The organism is Arthrobacter sp. LT660 (assembly GCF_056172845.1).
The window spans coordinates 3,028,109-3,044,465 of sequence record NZ_CM149651.1 but is presented as its reverse complement, the minus strand read 5'-3'; the positions used below and the strand labels follow the sequence as shown (position 1 = coordinate 3,044,465).

The 16,357-nt window shown below is 69.3% G+C and carries 14 protein-coding genes; 4 read left to right on the top strand and 10 right to left on the bottom strand.

The features are described 5' to 3' along the window. Nucleotides 1-182: 182 nt before the first annotated feature. Nucleotides 183-2,705 (bottom strand): S8 family serine peptidase, encoded by a 2,523-nt coding sequence (locus AC0QSG_RS14185; protein WP_475375882.1) that lies wholly within the window; start codon nucleotides 2,703-2,705, stop codon nucleotides 183-185. Nucleotides 2,706-2,830: 125 nt separating this feature from the next. Here AC0QSG_RS14185 and AC0QSG_RS14180 point away from each other — a divergent pair, with 125 nt between their 5' ends. Both AC0QSG_RS14180 and AC0QSG_RS14175 read left to right on the top strand, forming a co-directional pair. Next, on the top strand, nucleotides 2,831-3,820 hold the full coding sequence (locus AC0QSG_RS14180) for a 2-hydroxyacid dehydrogenase (RefSeq protein ID WP_435728619.1): 990 nt from the start codon (nucleotides 2,831-2,833) through the stop codon (nucleotides 3,818-3,820). Between the two features lie 105 nt (nucleotides 3,821-3,925). Continuing rightward, nucleotides 3,926-5,128: an MFS transporter gene (locus AC0QSG_RS14175; protein ID WP_475375881.1), complete on the top strand. Its 1,203-nt coding sequence runs from the start codon at nucleotides 3,926-3,928 to the stop codon at nucleotides 5,126-5,128. 201 nt (nucleotides 5,129-5,329) lie between these two features. Here the strand turns inward: AC0QSG_RS14175 and AC0QSG_RS14170 are convergent, their stop codons facing one another. Further along, entirely contained in the window at nucleotides 5,330-5,512 is a 183-nt protein-coding gene (locus AC0QSG_RS14170; RefSeq protein ID WP_475375880.1) for a tautomerase family protein, read from the bottom strand. Between the two features lie 104 nt (nucleotides 5,513-5,616). On the opposite strand from AC0QSG_RS14170, the gene AC0QSG_RS14165 reads away from it, so the two are divergent. Continuing rightward, nucleotides 5,617-6,399 carry a 2-keto-4-pentenoate hydratase gene (locus AC0QSG_RS14165; RefSeq protein WP_475375879.1) on the top strand — a complete coding sequence of 261 codons (783 nt, stop codon included), beginning with the start codon at nucleotides 5,617-5,619 and terminating at the stop codon, nucleotides 6,397-6,399. Here AC0QSG_RS14165 and AC0QSG_RS14160 read toward each other — a convergent pair. From AC0QSG_RS14160 to AC0QSG_RS14150, 3 genes are all read right to left on the bottom strand, one after another. Further along, nucleotides 6,396-7,064 (bottom strand): FadR/GntR family transcriptional regulator, encoded by a 669-nt coding sequence (locus AC0QSG_RS14160; protein WP_475375878.1) that lies wholly within the window; start codon nucleotides 7,062-7,064, stop codon nucleotides 6,396-6,398. The two genes, AC0QSG_RS14165 and AC0QSG_RS14160, sit on opposite strands and share 4 nt — an antisense overlap. After that, on the bottom strand, nucleotides 7,061-8,248 hold the full coding sequence (locus AC0QSG_RS14155) for an MFS transporter (protein ID WP_475375877.1): 1,188 nt from the start codon (nucleotides 8,246-8,248) through the stop codon (nucleotides 7,061-7,063). Before AC0QSG_RS14155 ends, AC0QSG_RS14160 begins: the two co-directional genes overlap by 4 nt. A gap of 155 nt (nucleotides 8,249-8,403) precedes the next feature. After that, nucleotides 8,404-9,285 carry a DNA-formamidopyrimidine glycosylase family protein gene (locus AC0QSG_RS14150; RefSeq protein ID WP_475375876.1) on the bottom strand — a complete coding sequence of 294 codons (882 nt, stop codon included), beginning with the start codon at nucleotides 9,283-9,285 and terminating at the stop codon, nucleotides 8,404-8,406. Nucleotides 9,286-9,457: 172 nt separating this feature from the next. On the opposite strand from AC0QSG_RS14150, the gene AC0QSG_RS14145 reads away from it, so the two are divergent. Continuing rightward, complete coding sequence (locus AC0QSG_RS14145; protein WP_475377320.1) at nucleotides 9,458-11,308, top strand: calcineurin-like phosphoesterase C-terminal domain-containing protein; 1,851 nt, start codon at nucleotides 9,458-9,460, stop codon at nucleotides 11,306-11,308. Nucleotides 11,309-11,440: 132 nt separating this feature from the next. On the opposite strand, the gene AC0QSG_RS14140 is transcribed toward AC0QSG_RS14145, so the two are convergent. The 5 genes from AC0QSG_RS14140 to AC0QSG_RS14120 form a co-directional block, all read right to left on the bottom strand. Further along, nucleotides 11,441-11,884, bottom strand: coding sequence for a PIN domain-containing protein (locus AC0QSG_RS14140; RefSeq protein WP_475375875.1), 444 nt, complete (start codon nucleotides 11,882-11,884; stop codon nucleotides 11,441-11,443). A gap of 80 nt (nucleotides 11,885-11,964) precedes the next feature. Further along, nucleotides 11,965-13,172, bottom strand: a protein-coding gene (locus tag AC0QSG_RS14135; protein WP_475375874.1) for an IS3 family transposase whose coding sequence is annotated in 2 segments (ribosomal slippage) — nucleotides 11,965-12,917 and nucleotides 12,917-13,172 — 1,209 coding nt in all. Because the reading frame shifts where the segments join, the coding sequence is not laid out codon by codon here. A 187-nt stretch (nucleotides 13,173-13,359) separates the two neighbouring features. Beyond that, nucleotides 13,360-14,109 (bottom strand): ImmA/IrrE family metallo-endopeptidase, encoded by a 750-nt coding sequence (locus AC0QSG_RS14130; RefSeq protein WP_475377319.1) that lies wholly within the window; start codon nucleotides 14,107-14,109, stop codon nucleotides 13,360-13,362. Nucleotides 14,110-14,225: 116 nt separating this feature from the next. After that, on the bottom strand, nucleotides 14,226-14,564 hold the full coding sequence (locus AC0QSG_RS14125) for a helix-turn-helix domain-containing protein (protein ID WP_475375873.1): 339 nt from the start codon (nucleotides 14,562-14,564) through the stop codon (nucleotides 14,226-14,228). Between the two features lie 173 nt (nucleotides 14,565-14,737). Next, on the bottom strand, nucleotides 14,738-16,204 hold the full coding sequence (locus AC0QSG_RS14120; protein ID WP_475375872.1) for a zinc-ribbon domain-containing protein: 1,467 nt from the start codon (nucleotides 16,202-16,204) through the stop codon (nucleotides 14,738-14,740). Between the last annotated feature and the right edge of the window lie 153 nt (nucleotides 16,205-16,357).

Here is a 16,357-nt window from a genome sequence, read left to right as displayed (position 1 = left end):
TTGGTCCCGATCCAGGCTGGTGAACCAGCGCTAGCTGTGGTCAGGACGGCGACCCTTGGCGAGGTGGCGCAATCGCTCCCCCTCGGGTTCTTCCATCGAAAGGATACTGGAGTTTGTGACTGCGGTCACGTTGTGTGTCCGAATCGTGACGGCGGCAGTGGCACGGGTCTGCGCCGGGGCGGCTAGCGGACCGTGGCGGTCGCCGCCGACGTCCTGTAGGTGGACACGTAGCCCAACTTGTGGCCGGTCACCCGGACCTTGAGCGTGCGCCACCGGTCCGCCGAGACCAACCGGTAGGACTGCCCGGTCGCGCCCCGGATCGCGTAGCCGGAACGGTACCACTGGTAGCGCAGGGTGGTGTTGGGCGTCCACGTTCCGGGCACCGCCTTCAGCGTGTACCCGACGCGGGCGGTCCCGGAGACGGTGGGGGTGGCGCCCACCAGTGTCCCCTTGGCCACCGTCGCGGTCGCCGCCGACAACCGGGACAGCGTGTTGTAGCCGGTCTTGGTCCCGGTCACCCGCACGCCCATCCGCTTGCCCGCGTCGGCCCCGGCCAGGCGGTAGGACTGGGACGTCGCGCCGGTGATCGCCACGCCCGAGCGGTACCACTGGTAGCGCAGCGCCGTCCGGTAGGTCCACGTTCCGGGGACGGCCTTGAGCGCGTAGCCCACCTTGCGCGTCCCGGAGATGGTCGGCACGGCCCCCGCCAGCGTCCCCTTGGCCACCGCGGTGGTGGCGGCGGACAGGCGCGACGCCGTGGTGTGATCCGTCTTCCTTCCGGTGACGCGCACCGAAAGCCGCTTGCCGGCGTCGGACGCGGTGAGGCGGTGGGTGGCGTATTTCGCTCCGGAAACCGCCACGCCGGACCGGTACCACTGGTACGTGAGGGAGGTGCCCGTGGTCCACGTGCCCGGCACGGCCCGCAGCGTGTGGCCGACCGTGCGTGTCCCCGATACGGTGGGCGTCGAGGTGGCCAGCGGGTACAGGATCGGCCCGAAGTCGGCGGACCGCTGCGTGAGCGTCCGGTAGCCGGTCTTGGTGGCCCGGACCCGCACGGTGATGTCGGTGCCGAAGTCGTCCTCGGTCGCCACGTACTGACGTCCCGTGGCTCCGGAAACCAGGAATCCGTCGGAGTACCACTGGTAAGTAAACGCGGCGTCGGCCGGCTCCCACGTCCCCGGCCGCGCGGTCAGCGTGCGGCCGACGCTCGGGATGCCGAACACCGTCGTCGTGCCGCGCCGCATCGCCGTTCCGAGCGTCGCTTCGATGCCCAGGGCCCTCGGCGCGTCGAGCCGCCCGGCGCCGCACCCGCTGGCGCAGGAAACCGCCCGCGCGGCCGATTTGATGCGGCTTTCGACCTGGGCGGGGGTGAGCGACGGCGCCGCCGCCAGCATCAGGGCCGCCGTGCCCGCGACGTGCGGCGCGGCCATGGACGTGCCCGCGGAGAAGTAGTGGGCCGGCGCGCCCGGAACGGTGTCGCCGTCGTTCAGCGTGGACAGCACACCGCCGAAGTCGGACCGGGCCATGTCCCCGCCGGGTGCCATGACGTCCACCAGCGCGCCGAAGTTGGAGTACGGGGCCAGCGCCCCGCGGGATCCGCTGGCGGCGACGGCGATGACGTTGCCGCAGTTGGCCGGACTGCTGGTCGACGCGTCGGCGGTCTCGTTGCCGGCCGCGACGACCACCACGGCGCCGGCCGCCGTGGCGCCGTCGATCGCCGTCTGGAACGTGGCGGAGCACGTCGCGGTGCCGCCGAGGGACAGGTTCACGACGCGCGCCGGCGTGCCGTTGGCCGGGACGCCGGGCACGTCGCCGCCGGCGGCCCAAGTGATCCCGTCGGCGATGTCCGAGGTGTAGCCACCGCAGGCGCCGAGCGCGCGGACGGGCAGGATGCTGGCCCCGGGGGCGACGCCGGCGACGCCGAGGCCGTCGCCCGCGCGGGCCGCGACGATCCCCGCGACGTGCGTGCCGTGCCACGAGGAGATGGAGGCGGCGTCGTAGGACCCGCAGTCGAGGGGCTCGTACCAGTCGCCCTCGTCCCGCGGGTCGGCGTCGCGGCCGTCCCCGTCGCGTGAGCTCGCGGCGTCGGAGATCATGTCATACCCCGGAAGCACGTTGGCGTCCAGGTCCGGGTGGGGGGTGATGCCCGTGTCGACGACGGCCACCACCACGCCCTCGCCGCGCGTCGCGGTCCAGGCGTCGGCGGCGCGGATGCCGGCGTCGTGGTCCCAGAGGTTCCATTGGTAGCCGTAATACTCGTCGTTGGGTTGGGCGGCCGCGGGGTACATGATGGTGTCCGGTTCCGCGTAGGCGACCGCCGGGTCCGCCTCCAGTTCGGCCACAAGCTTGGCGATGTTCCGACCCGCGGCCGCCATCGGCACCCTTACCACCCGCGCGCCGTTGCCGGTGCCACGCAGTTCTCGCGGCGACTGCGCGCGCTGCAGGCCCACGGCCTTGGCCGCGCGCCCGTACGCCTGCGTGCGGGCCTCGGCGCTGCGGCCGGGCTCGGCGTGGAACTTCACGATGATCCGGTCGGTGACCGCGGCGCGATCCGGCATCCAGGGGGCGGCTTCGGTGGCTTTCGGCGGTTCGGCGGCGCGGGTTTCCGCGTGCGCGGGCAGGGCCGGCAGGAGCACGGCGACTAGAGATGCGAGGGTCAGGGATGCGACGGCGGTCATGCGGCGCCGTTGTGGCGTGCGGTTCATGCACTGTCTCCAGGAAGCAGGGCACCATCGGAGACAGAGCCCCCCGGCACAGCCAATGGGTGGCATCCGCGTGCTTCCCCACGCACATTATAGGCCCCACGTGGCCAATGTTGCAGGATGGATTCATGAGCCCACGTTTCCTGGTCACCACTCCCGTTCCCGAACCGGCGCAATCGTTGCTGGCGGCCGCCGGCGACGTCACCGTCCTTCCCGCGTCGCCGGGCTACGACGAACTCGCGGCGCTGTGCGCGGGCGGGGAGTACGACGTCGTCGTGACGCAACTGGGCGACCGGATCGACGCACCGCTGCTCGCCTCCGCGAAGATCAGGGGCGTCGCCAACTTCGCGGTCGGGTACAACAACATCGACGTCGCCGCGGCCAGCGCGCGCGGCATCTTGGTGGGCAACACCCCGGGCGTGCTGACGGACGCGACGGCGGACATCGCGCTGCTGCTGATCCTCGGCACGGCGCGGCGCGTGGTGGAGGCGGACGCGTTCGTGCGTGCGGGGCGCTTCCACGGGTGGGAGCCCGAGTTGATGCTCGGCTCCGACGTCTCCGGCCGGACCCTGGGACTGGCCGGTTTCGGGCGCATCGCCCGGGCTACCGCGCGGCGGGCGCTGGGCTTCGGCATGGAGGTTCTGTTCGCGCCGCGTCCCCCGGGGCACCGGGTGGTGGGCGACGACGAGCTCGGCGAGTTCGCCGGGAGGGTGCGGCAGGTCTCTTGGGAGGAACTGGTTCCCGCCAGCGACTTCCTGTCCCTGCACGTGCCGCTGAACGCGGATACCCGGCACCTGGTGGACGCATCCGTGCTGGCGCGGATGAAGGACTCGGCGATCCTGATCAACACGGCCCGCGGGCCGGTCGTCGACGAGGCCGCGCTGGTGGAGGCGCTGAGGTCCGGGACCATCGCGGGCGCCGGGTTGGACGTGTTCGAGGACGAGCCGCGGCTCGCGCCGGGCCTGGCGGAGCTGCCCAACACGGTGCTGCTCCCCCACGTCGGCAGCGCGACCGTCTCCGTCCGCGCCGAGATGTCCCGGCTGAGCGCGCTCAACGCGATCGCGATGGCGGCCGGCGGCGTTCCCCCGCACGCCGTGAATCCCGAGGCGCTCGGGTAGGACGGCGACACGGACCGCTACCCCGGGCGGGCCGTGGCATAGGGTTTTTACAGACCACCGAAAAAGGAGCCCGCCACGGACCGCCCATCCAGCCTGCGCCCGGCGTTGCCGTGGGTGATCGTCGGAATCGTGGTGCTGGCCCTGAGCCTGCGCGCCCCGATCATCGCGCCCACCGCGGTGATCGGCGACATCCGGGTGGACACCGGCCTGAGCGCGATCGGCGCCGGTCTGCTCACCGGCTTGCCCGTGTTCCTGTTTGCCGTCGCCACCCCGCTGGCCACGCGCACCATCGGCCGCTTCGGGCCGGAGGCCACGGTGCTCCTGTGCCTGGCGGGCGTGCTGGCCGGAACCGTGATCCGCTCGACCGGACCCTCCGCCGTCGTCCTGGCCGGCACGGTGCTGATCGGCGCGGCCATGACGCTGGGCAACATCGTGGTGCCGGTGCTGATCCGGCGCGACGTGCCCTGGAATCGGGTCTCCGCGGCGACCGGCGTGTACTCCGCGACGATGAACGTCGGCTCGATGGCCGTGCTGCTCGGCACCGCGCCGTTGGCGGAGATCGTCGGCTGGCGCGTGGCGATCGCCGCGTGGGGCGTGGTGGCGGCCGCCGGACTGGCGTACTGGCTGGTCTGGGGACGGAAGCTGACCCGCGCCGGACTCGCACGTCCGCGGGACACCGCGGGCCGGCCCGCGGCCGACCCCGCCGACGGGCCGGGGGCCGCCGCCCGGGTGGCGCGCGAGGCGGCCCGGAACCGGCGGATCGTGGCCCTGTTGATCCTCGCGTTCTGCGGCCAGTCGTCGTCCTACTACGCCACCACCACGTGGTTGCCGCTCCTGCTGTCCGAGACGCGCGGGTTGGGCCTGGCCGCGTCGGGGGCGGCGGCGTCGCTCTTCCAGGTCGCCGCGATCGTCGGCGCGCTCGGGGTGCCCCTGCTGGCCGCGCGGTCCCGGGCGTGGGTGCCGATGGCCGCCGTCGCGGCCTGTTGGATTACCCTGCCGATCGGGCTGCTCGTCGCGCCGGAGGCATACGTGTTCTGGTCCATCATCGGTGGAGTGGCACAGGGCGGCGGCTTCACGGCGATCTTCTCCATCATCCCCCGCATCGCGGGCTCGGATGCCGAGGCCGCCGGCTTCTCGGCCCGCATCCAGGGCACCGGGTATCTGGCCGCCACGGTGGCGCCGCCGCTGGCCGGTTGGCTCAACACGGTCTCCGGCGGCTGGACCGCTCCCCTGCTCCTGGTGTTGGCCGCCACCCTGACGTTCACCGTCGGCGGGCTGCTGGCCGCGCGGTTGGCCGAGAAAAGGTAGGCGGCCGGCCGGTCACCCCGGACAGCCGGCGCCACATTGGTCCAGACTCGCGGCACGGCCTGGGCGGCCGCTGTGCATAGTGGCTCCACATTGCGGGGTTTCCCGGCAATCCGCGCAGTCAGCCGGCTAGTGGCTTGCCATCCAGCCGGAGTGCGGGTCCAATGTGGCGCCGGCTCCCGCAAGCGGTAGTCAGGGGTGTGGTCACTCCGACTTCAGCCGGTCCCCCACGGCCCACAGATCCGGAGCCACCTCGACGACGTGGACCCGGACGGTGTCCAAGGGAGCGTCGAGCGCCTGGGCGGCGGCCTTCGCGATTTCCTTCGCCGCGGCACCGAGCACGGCGCGGTCGCGGCCCTGAATGACCTTGACTTCGATGATCGGCATGTACGTCTCCTCGGGGGTTCACACTCGCCGGGTTCGGCTGATCCGGAGCCTATCCTGATTTCAGACGCCCACACCGAACCCACCGAACCACGGGAGAACCCACCATGGCCTGGACCATCGACACCGCCGCCGAATACCTGCTGGGCGCCGAACGCTCGCGCACCGACGTCGAGCCGCTGACCGACGAGTGGCCGGAGCTCGACGCCGAGACCGGGTACGCGATCCAGGACCGGCTGATCGCGCTGCGGCTGTCCGGCGGGGAGCGCGTGGTGGGCGTCAAGCTCGGGCTGACCTCGCGGGCGAAGCAGGAGCGCATGGGGATCGAGAGCCCGCTGACCGCCGTCGTCACGGACGCGATGCGGATCCCGGCGGGCGCCCCGGCGCCGTACGGCCGCCTGATCCACCCGCGGGTGGAGCCGGAGATCGTGTTCCGGCTCGGCAAGGACCTCGGGGGCTCGGACGTGGACATCGAGACCGCGCTCGCGGCGGTCGCGACCGTCCACGCGGGGTTCGAGATCATCGACAGCCGCTTCCGCGACTTCCGTTTCCGCCTGCCGGACGTGATCGCGGACAACGCGTCGTCGTCGTGCTTCGTGGTCTCGGAGCAGGCGTTCGGTGTCGGGGACCTGGATCTGGTGGCCGAGGAGGTCGTGGTGAAGGTCGACGGCCGCGAGGTGGACCGCGCGACCGGCGCCGCCGTGCAGGGGCACCCGGCCGCCGCGCTGGCGCTGGCCGCCAATTCGCTGTCCCGCCGCGGCATCACCATTCCGGCCGGCTCGCTGGTGCTGACCGGCGGGCTGACGGACGCCGTCGCCCTGAGCCCGGAGTCCGAGTTCGCCGCGGAGTTCGCGACGCTCGGCTCCGTGGTGATTCCGGCCGGCCGCTAGGGCGTCTGGGGCATCCAGCCCATGCAGTAGTCCAGGTTGGCGATGACGGTGCGCACCGCCGCGTCGCCGTCGCCGGCCGCGATGGCCTCCAGAAGGTCCTCATGGCCGGCCCGCTGGCGGCCGTCGAACCCCGCGCTCAGCCGTTGCGCCATCTTGGTCCCGTGGAACACGTCGCCGAAGCTGGCGTAGAGCTCGTGCAGCAGCGGGTTGCCGGAGGCCTCGGCGACGGCGAGGTGGAATTCCCAGTCCGCGCCGGACCACGCCGCGTAGTCCCGGGCCTCCCACGCCGCACGACGCCGTTCCAGCAGCCCGCGCAGGCGGACGACGGCGGCGCCATCGGACAGCCCGGCGGCGAGCCGCGCGGACTGGGTGTCGAGGGCGAAGCGCACCTGCAGGACGTGTTCGTCCGCGTGGCGGCCGTAGGCCTTCCGGGCGGTCCCGCAGAACTCGCTCACGGCGCGCACGTAGGTTCCGTCGCCGCGGCGGACCTCTAGCATGCCCGCGTGGGCCAGCGCCCGGACGGCCTCGCGCAGCGTCCCGCGGGAGACCCCGAACTCGGCGGTGAGCTCCGGCTCCGGCGGGATCCGTTCCCCCACGGGCCACCGGCCGGAGGCCACGGCCTCGCGCAGCAGCGCGGTCACCCCGTCCCCCAGCGGCGCGCTCACTTGCCCGCCCCGCTCAGCCGGTAACCGAGCACCAGTTGCACGGCGGACAACGCCACCAGGATGGCCAGCGGCGCCGTCCACGTTCCCAGGCCGGCGTGCAGCAGCCCCAGCCCGAACGGCCCGGCCGCGGCGATCAGGTAGCCGACGGACTGCGCCACGGTGGACAGGGCGGTGGTCTCCTCCGCGCTCTCGCCGCTGCGGCTGATCAGCAGCATGATCAGCGGAAAGATCCCGAATCCGAAGCCCATCAGGACGACGGGCACGGCGGTGAAAGCGGCCGGGAGGAGCAGCAGGGTGGTGAACCCGGCCAGCGAGGAGAGGCAGACCAGCATGAACGCCGGGCGCAGCAACCGCGTCCGCGCCGCCATCCACAGCAGCAGCACCACGCCGGGGATTCCGACGAACTGCAGCAGCCCCAGCATGAAGCCCGCCTCCGCCGGCTCCAGCCCGCGCTCGATGAGGATGTTCGGCAGCCAGTTGATCACGGTGTAGACCAGCAGGGCCTGCACGCCGAAGGCGGAGGTGAACAGCAGGCCTTTGCGGGTGGCGAGCATCGCCCACGGTGAAACGTGCCCGGTGGCGGGGCGGGGCACGCGGGTGCGGCGGACGGTCAGCGGCAGGAACAGCAACAGGGCCGCGGCCGCGGGCAGCGCCCAGGCGGCCAGGCCGAGGGTCGGCGAGCCGAGCCCAGCGGCCACGGGGACGCTGACGGCCGCGGCGGTGGTCGCCCCGACGGACATGGTGACGGTGTAGGTGGCGGTCATGGCCGCCGTGCGGTGGGCGTGGTGCACGCGGATGAAGGACGGCATCGCGACGTTGCAGATCGCCAGTCCGCACATGCCGATCACCGTTCCGGCGAGCAGGACGCCGGTGGATTCGTACGCGCGGACCGCCAGCCCGGCGACGAGCAGGAGCAGCGCGAGGCCGATGGCGCGCTCGAGCCCCGCGCGCTGGACCAGCCGGGCGGTGGCCGCGCCGGCGAACGCGAAGCACAGCACCGGGATGGTGGGCAGCAGCGACGCGACGAACGGGCCGTAGCCGAGCCGTTCCTGCAGGTCCAGGAACAGCGGGGCGGCGGACGCGATGCCCCCGCGCAGGTTCAGCCCCACCAGCACGACGGCGGCGACCGCCAGGAATCCCGCGGCCCACCTTTTGCGCGGCTGTTCGCCGATCCCGGTACCCATGCGCCAAACATTAGACGTTTGATGTTTGCGGGGACAATTCGGAGGAGCGCTCCCTCTGGCCCGGGGCATCCGATCAGCGGGCCTTCCGGCGCACGGTGCAGCCCGGGTACCCGGGCTGAGGATCGCCCTGCGCGCCGATTGGGCGCTTGCCCGGCTCACTTGAGGAACTTCGACGTCCTCCGGTCCGCCAGCGGCTTTCCGCCGGTCTGGCAGGTCGGGCAATACTGCAGCGAGGAGTCCGCGAAGGACACCTCCCTCACCGTGTCCCCGCACACCGGGCAGGCCTCCCCCGTGCGGCCGTGCACGCGCATCGCCCGGCGTTTGGAGTCCTTGAGTTCGGCCGCCGGGCGGCCGGATGCGCCGGCGACCGCGGACTCCAGGACCGCGCGCATGGCCTCGAACTGCCGCGCCACCTCGTCGGGGCCGAGCTTCGACGCGATGGCGAAGGGCGAAATCCGGGCCGCGTGCAGGATCTCGTCGCTGTACGCGTTGCCGATCCCGGCGATCGCCGACTGGTCCCGCAGCAGGCGCTTGAGCTGGCCGTTGTGCGCCGCCAGCATGCGTGCGAAGGCCTCGTGGCCGACGTCGAGCGCCTCCGGGCCCAGCCGCGCGATGCCCGGCACGTCGTGCGGATCCTCGACGACGTACACCGCCAGCGACTTCGTGGTGCCTGCCTCCGTCAGGTCGAACCCCGGCTGCTCCGGGCCGTCGGCCGCGAAGCGCACGCGCAGCGCGATGGGCCCCTTGCCGGGCCGCAGCGGGCCGGGCCTCAGCGCGTCGGACCACCGGAGCCAGCCGGCCTTGGCCAGGTGCACGACCAGGTGCGCGCCGCCGGCGGTCAGGACGATGAACTTTCCCCGCCGTTCGACGCCGGTCACCGGCCCGTCGCCCAGCGCCTCCAGCGGCACGCCCGCGGTCTTCAGCACGGAAAAGGAAAGCACCTCCACCTGCGCGATCACGGCCGGCGCGGCGCCGGGCGGAACGAGTTTCAGCCGCAGGAAGTCGACGAGTCCCTGCACCTCGGGCATCTCGGGCATGGCCCCACGATAGGGGACGGCGGCTTGAAGCAATAGGTAGCGTGTCTTCACGCCCGGTCCAAGCCACGATGACCTTCTCGTGGCACCCAGTTCACCTGCGGTTGGAACGGTGGGACCGGCCGGCGACCCGTCCGGCTGGTAGTCACCACACCGGAGGTACGTCTTGCACCCGCTGACCCAACCGCCCAGGAAATGCTCCAACCGTCCCCTCGGCCTGACCGCCGGGGCCCTCGCCGTCGTCTTCGCCGGCGCGCTCGCCCTCCCGGCCGCCGGCGCCGCCCCCGCTGCACCCGCCGCACCCGCCGCACCCGCACCAGCCGCCGCCGAGTCCGACTGGGACTCCACGGCCTACCGCGGCTCCGTCGACGTCGTCGAAGGCACGGACGAAAACAACGAGACGATCGACGGCGTCGTCTTTGACGACAGGAACAAGAACTCGGTGCAGGACCCCCGGGAGAAGGGCCTGAACGGCGTCACCGTGTCCAACGGGCGCGACGTCGCCACCACGGACGGTCAGGGCCGCTACGAGCTCCCGGTGTTCGAGAACATGACCGTCTTCGTCACCCAGCCGCGCGGCTACCAGGTGCCGGTCGACGAGAACAACGTGGCCCAGTTCTCCTACCACCACCTGCCGGAGGGCTCCCCGGAGCTGAAGTTCGGCGGCATCGAGCCGACCGGCGCGCTCCCGGAGGCGCTGAACTTCCCGGTGGCCAAGAGCAAGGCCACCCAGTCCCCGGAGCAGCACTGCGCGATCGGCGGGGACATCCAGACCTACAACCAGGACGAGGTCGAGTACGCCCGCGCCGGCGCCTTCGCGGACCTGGCCGCCCGCACCGACTACGAGGGCTGCGGCGCGCTGTTCATCGGCGACGTCGCCGGAGACGACCTCGCCCTCTACCCGCAGACCCGGGAACTCACCACCATGCTCAACGGCCCCGCGCGCTTCCTGCCGGGCAACCACGACCTGGACTTCGACGCCACGGACAGCGAGCACACCTTCGACACGTTCCGCGCCCAGCTCGGCCCGGAGTACTACTCGTACGACGCCGGCAAGGCCCACGTCGTCGCCCTGAACACGGTCGAGTTCCCGACCAAGCAGCCCGCCGCCAAGGGCGACTACACCGGTTCGTTGGACGCACGCCAGCTCGAGTGGCTGCGCAACGACATCGCCCAGGTGCCCATGAACAAGCCGATCGTGCTCGCCGCGCACATCCCCTTGCTGGACTACGCGGACCAGGGCAGCGCCAAGCACCAGGTGGCGCAGGTCGCCGAGGTCTACGAGATCCTCGAGGGCCGCGAGGTCGTCGCGCTCGGCGGCCACACGCACAGCATCGAGAACCTCCGCGAGGGCGACTCGCTGGCCGGCTGGAAGGACCTGTTCGACGTCGACGGCCTGCCGTTCACGCACATCACCGCCGGCGCGATCTCCGGCGACTGGTACTCCGGGCAGGACACCGGCAACGGCTTCCCCACCGCCGTGCAGCGCGACGGCGGCCGCCCCGGCGTGCTGACGCTGGACATCAAGAACGCCGAGATCACGGAGCGCTTCACCGTCCGCGGCGAGGACGACTCCGTGCAGATGTCGCTGGGCCTGAACACCCCCGCCTACCGCGATTGGTACGCCGCGAACCTCGGCAACAGGGGCAGCGCCCCCGAGTTCGAGAACCCGCTCTCCGTCTCCCGGTCCGATCTCGCCGACGGCACGTGGCTGACCACCAACTTCTGGATGGGCAGCACGGGCTCCACGGTCGAGGCCAGCATCGACGGCGCCGAGGCCACCGAGGCCGAGCGCACGCAGAAGATGCAGGGCGAGGGCCAGCTCATCGGCGCCGAATACTCCGACCCGGTCGCCGTCCAGGAGCAGCTGGTCCACGGCGGCAGCCTGGCCGACCGCTCCATGCACCTCTGGCGCCTGGATCTGCCGACGGACCTCGCCGTCGGCGAGCACACCGCCGAGGTCACCGCGACCGACGCCCACGGCCGCGAGTTCACCGAGACACTGACCTTCGAGGTCACCGAATAGCGCAACGCGCCTTCACACGGGGCGGGGTACGACGGCGGCACCACGCCGGCGCCGTGCCCCGCTTCTGTGGTTTCAGGTGAGCAGCCCGATCGCCTTGCGGCAGTCCTTCATGACCCGCTACTCAGGCCGGGCTCAGCGGATTTTGCGCTGCGACCACAACTCTTTGGAAAGCAGCCTCGTCTGTTCGACGGGAGGAAGTCCGTCGTCCAAGCCGCGAAACTGGGCGTAGATCATCCTCATCTCACCCTTATCCTCGACGTGCCCATCGCGTACAGAACGTTCGAGGACGGTAACAGTGCTGATGATGGACAGGGATCCCACCGGGGCGCCTTGTTCTCTCTTCCTGTCCAAACGTGCCTGCTCACCTCCGGCCAGCAGCGTGCCTGCTCCATCGTCGATCAGCACGGTGATATCGTCGCCGGCCTCCGCCAGCGTGACCGCGTGGGCAATCACCATCGTCTCGCCGAGGTCGCGCGGGAACCGCATCCGTTCGGCCATGGGTTTGCCAGCGAGACGCGTCACAACTTGGTCGAGTCCGCTGGTTTCGTCGTCCGGTAGCACAGCTAGTAGCGTCACCGGAATCCTCGCCAAGGCGCGGCCAGCCCTAACGAAGCGTGCGTACGTCAAGTTTTTGAGACAGTTCGGTTGTTTCTGGGTTACGCGGCGAGGAGTTCCTGGCCGGGGGCTTGATGGGCAGTTAGAGCTGCCGCTGGTGACCGGTGGCCGGCTCTTGCGTTAGGGCGTTTCCGGTTGTACCAGGACTCGATGTACTCCATGACGCCGGTCCTGGCGGCCAGCCTGCTGGCGAAGCTGTGGTGGTGGTAGTACTCGGTTTTCAAATGCGAGAAGAAGTTCTCCGCGACCGCATTGTCCCAACACATCCCGACCTTGCCCATCGACTGTGTGACACCGTTACCGGCGCACCAGGCTTGGAACTCGGAAGAGGTGTACTGCGTGCCTCGGTCGGAGTGGAAAATCGCTCCGTTCGGGTGCAGGTATCCGTGGTCGCGGGCCATCGCCAGCGCACTCGTGCACAGGCTGGTACGCATGTGCTGGTCCATGTTCCAGCCGATCACCATGCCGGTGCACAGATCAATCACGGTGGCCAGGTACAGCCACCCCTCACCGGTTTTCAGGTACGTGATATCCCCGCACAACCGGGTCCCGGGCACCTCGGAGGTGAAGTCCCGCTTCCCGTCCTCGTCGAGCATATGGTTCTCGATATGGGCGGTCTTTGCCTGCGGGTCCTGCTCCGTGGTCTTCTTCCACGCCCGCGTCCGTACCGCGCGCAGGCCGTGCTCGCGCATGATCGCCCCGACCGTGGCAGAAGAGACGCTGACGCCGTCCTCGTTGAGTAGACGGACCAGCTGGTCCCGGCCGGCCTTACCGCCGCAATCGGCGTACTTACCGGTCACCGCGGCCACGAGGACCTCGTGGCGGACGGACCGCGGTGACGGTCCTGCCGGGGTGCGCCACCGGTAGAACGAGGCACGGGAAATTTTCAGGATTCGGCACAACCAGGCAATCGGATGGTTGGCCTTCTCCGCTTCGATGAACCGGTAGTAATCCTCTACCGTTGCTTCGCTGCAAAGAAGGCGCTGACTTTTCCCAGGAACTCAATTTCCTGCTTCAGCTTCGCGTTCTCGGCCAGTGCTTTCTGATGTTCCTCCCACGGCACAGCTGCTTTCTCCTCCGCCGTGAAACGCTCCGGATGATCGGCACGGTATTTACGCACCCAGTTACCCAGCGTGCCTTCGTTAATGCCGATATCGACGCTGATCTGCGCGATCGGACGACCAGAGGAAATCACCAACTCCACGGCATCGTCCTTGAACTTCTGCTTGTACTTCTTACGCTCGGGCATCTAAGTGAGGGCTCCTAATAAGCTGTCTCACAAAACCATACGGCCGCAGCGCGGGTCGCGAGAGGACTTGGCTTGGATCTCGTTCCGGACTGTCTCTGGGATGCAGAGGGGCCCAACGGCGGAGAACAGGAGTCGTTCTTTCTTAGCCGCGAAGAAGTTCAATCCTGGGCCAGCATCCATTACCGGCCTACGAGGCACGGTTGGGTTCCTCGTCGTCCAGTCCATCGAGCAGGCTCAGGTCGACGTCGACCACCGGAAGCTCCTCGGCACTGGTAAGTCGAGGCCGGGGAGGCGATGGTGTGACTCCGGCATCGCGCAACTCTTCTTCCACCATGGCTGCGGACACGCCACGCAAGGTGGCAATTGTCTGGGCCCGAATGACACCCTCCGCATATCCGGAAACGGCTCTGGAAAGGAGTCGCTGTGGTGCGCGCCTCCGGTTCGCATCGTCCTGCAGTGTCCGGTAGTAGTCCATCCAGCCGTGGCGCGTGGCCAATTGAGGGGTAGATAGAGCCTTCCACTCGCGCTTTTGGGCCTCGTCGATGTATCCATACTGTTCGAGGGCAATCGCCGCCATGGCCGGAGAAGCCCCGAACAGCTGGACGATGCGTGAGAGATCCGCCTCCATCAGTCGAGCTACGTTTCCCAGCAGCTGACGCACGCCGTCGTGCGGCAGGAGCAGGTGTCGGGCGAAGGCATCGGCGCGGACTTCCCGGTCCGAGCGCTCGCTCAGGGAGCTCTCATCCATTGTCTGCCAGTCGTTGAAAACCACGTGACCGAGCTCGTGCGCCAAGGTGCTGCGCTGGCGCATCGGGTGATGAGTCCGGGCAACGACGATGAAAGTTCTCGCCCCGTCCTTGGTACGTGCTGTCAGCCCGTGCTCGTTCGAACCGGAATCAATCACAGCCACATCAATCCCGGTGGCCTGCTCGATCATCGCCACCAGATCTCCTAGCGGCTGGACCCCGAGGTGGTGCTCTGCCCGGAACTGCCCTGCAGCCGATGCAGCCGCCCCTCTGGCAGTGGAGTGCCCCGCATTAAAGGTGGACACGCTTATGATGCCGCCGGGATGGCCTGGTCGTCCAGGTAGGCGTCGAGCGCCATGAAGTGCAGGATGGCCGCCTTCATGGCCTCCATGTCAGCACCATGAGTGGATCGCGCGGCCCACTGAACCTTGTCCTCGGTAATGTCCGTTCCAGTCAGCTGCGCGTAGGTGTGCCCGGTGGCCTGAGCAAGCAGAAAGAGTTCAGGGATCTTGGGGGGACGCTGCCCACTAACGATCCGCGAAACGGTGGCCTGAGGAATGCCGGTCACCTCGGCAACGGCGCGCTGGCTGAGCTTGGCCGCCTCGAGAGCGGCGGCGACCCGCTGTCCAGTGGTGCATTCGGTCATGGTGAGTTCCTCGTGAATCGCTTTGAGTTTCGATGATTCAGTATACGGGACTGCGGCAGCCCTTGCCAGCCAAGACGGTCCAGTCACAGTGCCACCGCCCCAGCCTCACCCTGCGCGGCCAAAGACAACAAGCGACGGCGCCGCGAGAACGCTCAACTACGACGCTCCCGCGATTAGATGCCGTTGACGAGGAGGTCGTTGGCCTTTTCGGACAGGGCGTGCAGGTTGGCGTCGAGGGTATCGAGGCTGTCCGCGGCGCGCAGCACCATCCACGCGATCTCCCGGACCGTCCCGGGGCTGATGGCTTCAGCCTGGACGTCGAAGGGACCGAGCCTGGGCATGCCAGACGTGCGGACCCGCACCACCTCCCAGCCGACCTCGCGCATCAGCTCGTCCTTGAGGATGTCGACCGTTTTGCCGTCGTCGGTGTCGTGGCCGTCTTCGACGCCGGCGGCGCCCGTCCCGTCGAACTCCACGGCCACGCGAAGACCGGGGATGATTATGTCTGGCTTCCCCCACGGATAGGTCATGAAGGCCTGGGCGAACTTGATCGTGTTCATGGCCTCGTCGGCCAGCACAAACCATTCGGCGAGGTGTTTGGCCAGCCGCCGCTCGGTCCGCGAGGTGGGCGCTCCCCAGGACCGCATGATCTCCCCGGGACGCACGCCGTCGTGTTCGCGGGAGACACGGCAGGCCCAGCAGGTGTGCCCGTCCACGCCGAAGCCGGTTAGGAAGTCCTCAATGTGCAGCTGGCCGGGGTAGTGGCCAGGCTCGCTGCACTGGACAATGACCGATCGGCTGAGGTTGTAGTGGTGGATGTCCGCGGCGGGCGGGCTGGACGATTCGTCGGCGCGCAACGAATCCCAAATTGCGGCGATTTCGGGGTGCATTGCCTCTAGCGAATCCTCATATCGGGAGACGGGAACATCCTCGTTGGGACAACAAATCGGGCACGCGTAGGCTTCTGGGCGACGGAAGCGGTCGCCAATGTTCGAGGTCCAGCGGTGTCCCTTCTCGCATCTCCATGACAGCACTAGATCCGTGTCCACTAGGACATCGACGTCCGCGGCAGAGCGGTCGTTTCGATCCGGATCCCAGGTCCGCATCACCAGTTCCATCCCACTCAAGGGCGTATCCCTCGGCCGGTCGTCCACCTCTGGTTTATCGCCTGCCCTCGTGAGGATTTCCCGCACGGAAAGGGTCCATTCCCGCAGTGCGGCTGCTTCCGACGGCGGGCGGCCCAGGTCGGTCACCTCGAAGGAGCGGTACGTGCCGGCGTCATAGTGGATCCATTCCTCGGCGAACCCAGCAAGGCAGCTGAAGAGCGCCAGTCCGCTGTCTTCCAGATAGTCGTTGAGTGCGTCGTCGTCCATATCTTTAGGGACCAGCGAGAGCAGTAGCACTGCCCCTAGATCGCCGCTGTCCCATGCGAGGGCACGTTTCACGTCGGCCGTGCGGAGATCGGTGTCCGGGTTGAGGACCAGAAGCGTAAGGAGGTCAGACCGGTGGGCCCAGCAGGTGGCATCGAGGAAGTCGGTGGTCGTTGCTGTGGCGCCGAACCCGTTCTCGAACCATGAAGCGGAGTGCTCGACCTTTTCCTGAACGCCATACTGCACTGCTTGCGCGGGAACTTGTGACACGGCTTCTCCTTTGCCGGTAAGGCAATGGGCGCCCATTCTGACGCCCATTGTCTGCCTACTCTGGTCTCGACGGAGCGAGGAATTCGCTTGCTTCGTCCGACCAAACGGGTTCGTCATTGTGGTCCAGTTCGAACAGGCCAGCCAAGTACCGCG

What these genes read in the sequence shown, in the direction of transcription:
- AC0QSG_RS14170 (WP_475375880.1), bottom strand. Translation starts at nt 5,512, where the DNA reads ATGCCGATCATCGAAGTCAAGGTCATTCAGGGCCGCGACCGCGCCGTG.
- AC0QSG_RS14150 (WP_475375876.1), bottom strand. Translation starts at nt 9,285, where the DNA reads ATGCCCGAGATGCCCGAGGTGCAGGGACTCGTCGACTTCCTGCGGCTG.
- AC0QSG_RS14180 (WP_435728619.1), top strand. Translation starts at nt 2,831, where the DNA reads ATGAGCCCACGTTTCCTGGTCACCACTCCCGTTCCCGAACCGGCGCAA.
- AC0QSG_RS14130 (WP_475377319.1), bottom strand. Translation starts at nt 14,109, where the DNA reads ATGATCGAGCAGGCCACCGGGATTGATGTGGCTGTGATTGATTCCGGT.
- AC0QSG_RS14155 (WP_475375877.1), bottom strand. Translation starts at nt 8,248, where the DNA reads ATGGGTACCGGGATCGGCGAACAGCCGCGCAAAAGGTGGGCCGCGGGA.
- AC0QSG_RS14125 (WP_475375873.1), bottom strand. Translation starts at nt 14,564, where the DNA reads ATGACCGAATGCACCACTGGACAGCGGGTCGCCGCCGCTCTCGAGGCG.
- AC0QSG_RS14165 (WP_475375879.1), top strand. Translation starts at nt 5,617, where the DNA reads ATGGCCTGGACCATCGACACCGCCGCCGAATACCTGCTGGGCGCCGAA.
- AC0QSG_RS14185 (WP_475375882.1), bottom strand. Translation starts at nt 2,705, where the DNA reads ATGAACCGCACGCCACAACGGCGCCGCATGACCGCCGTCGCATCCCTG.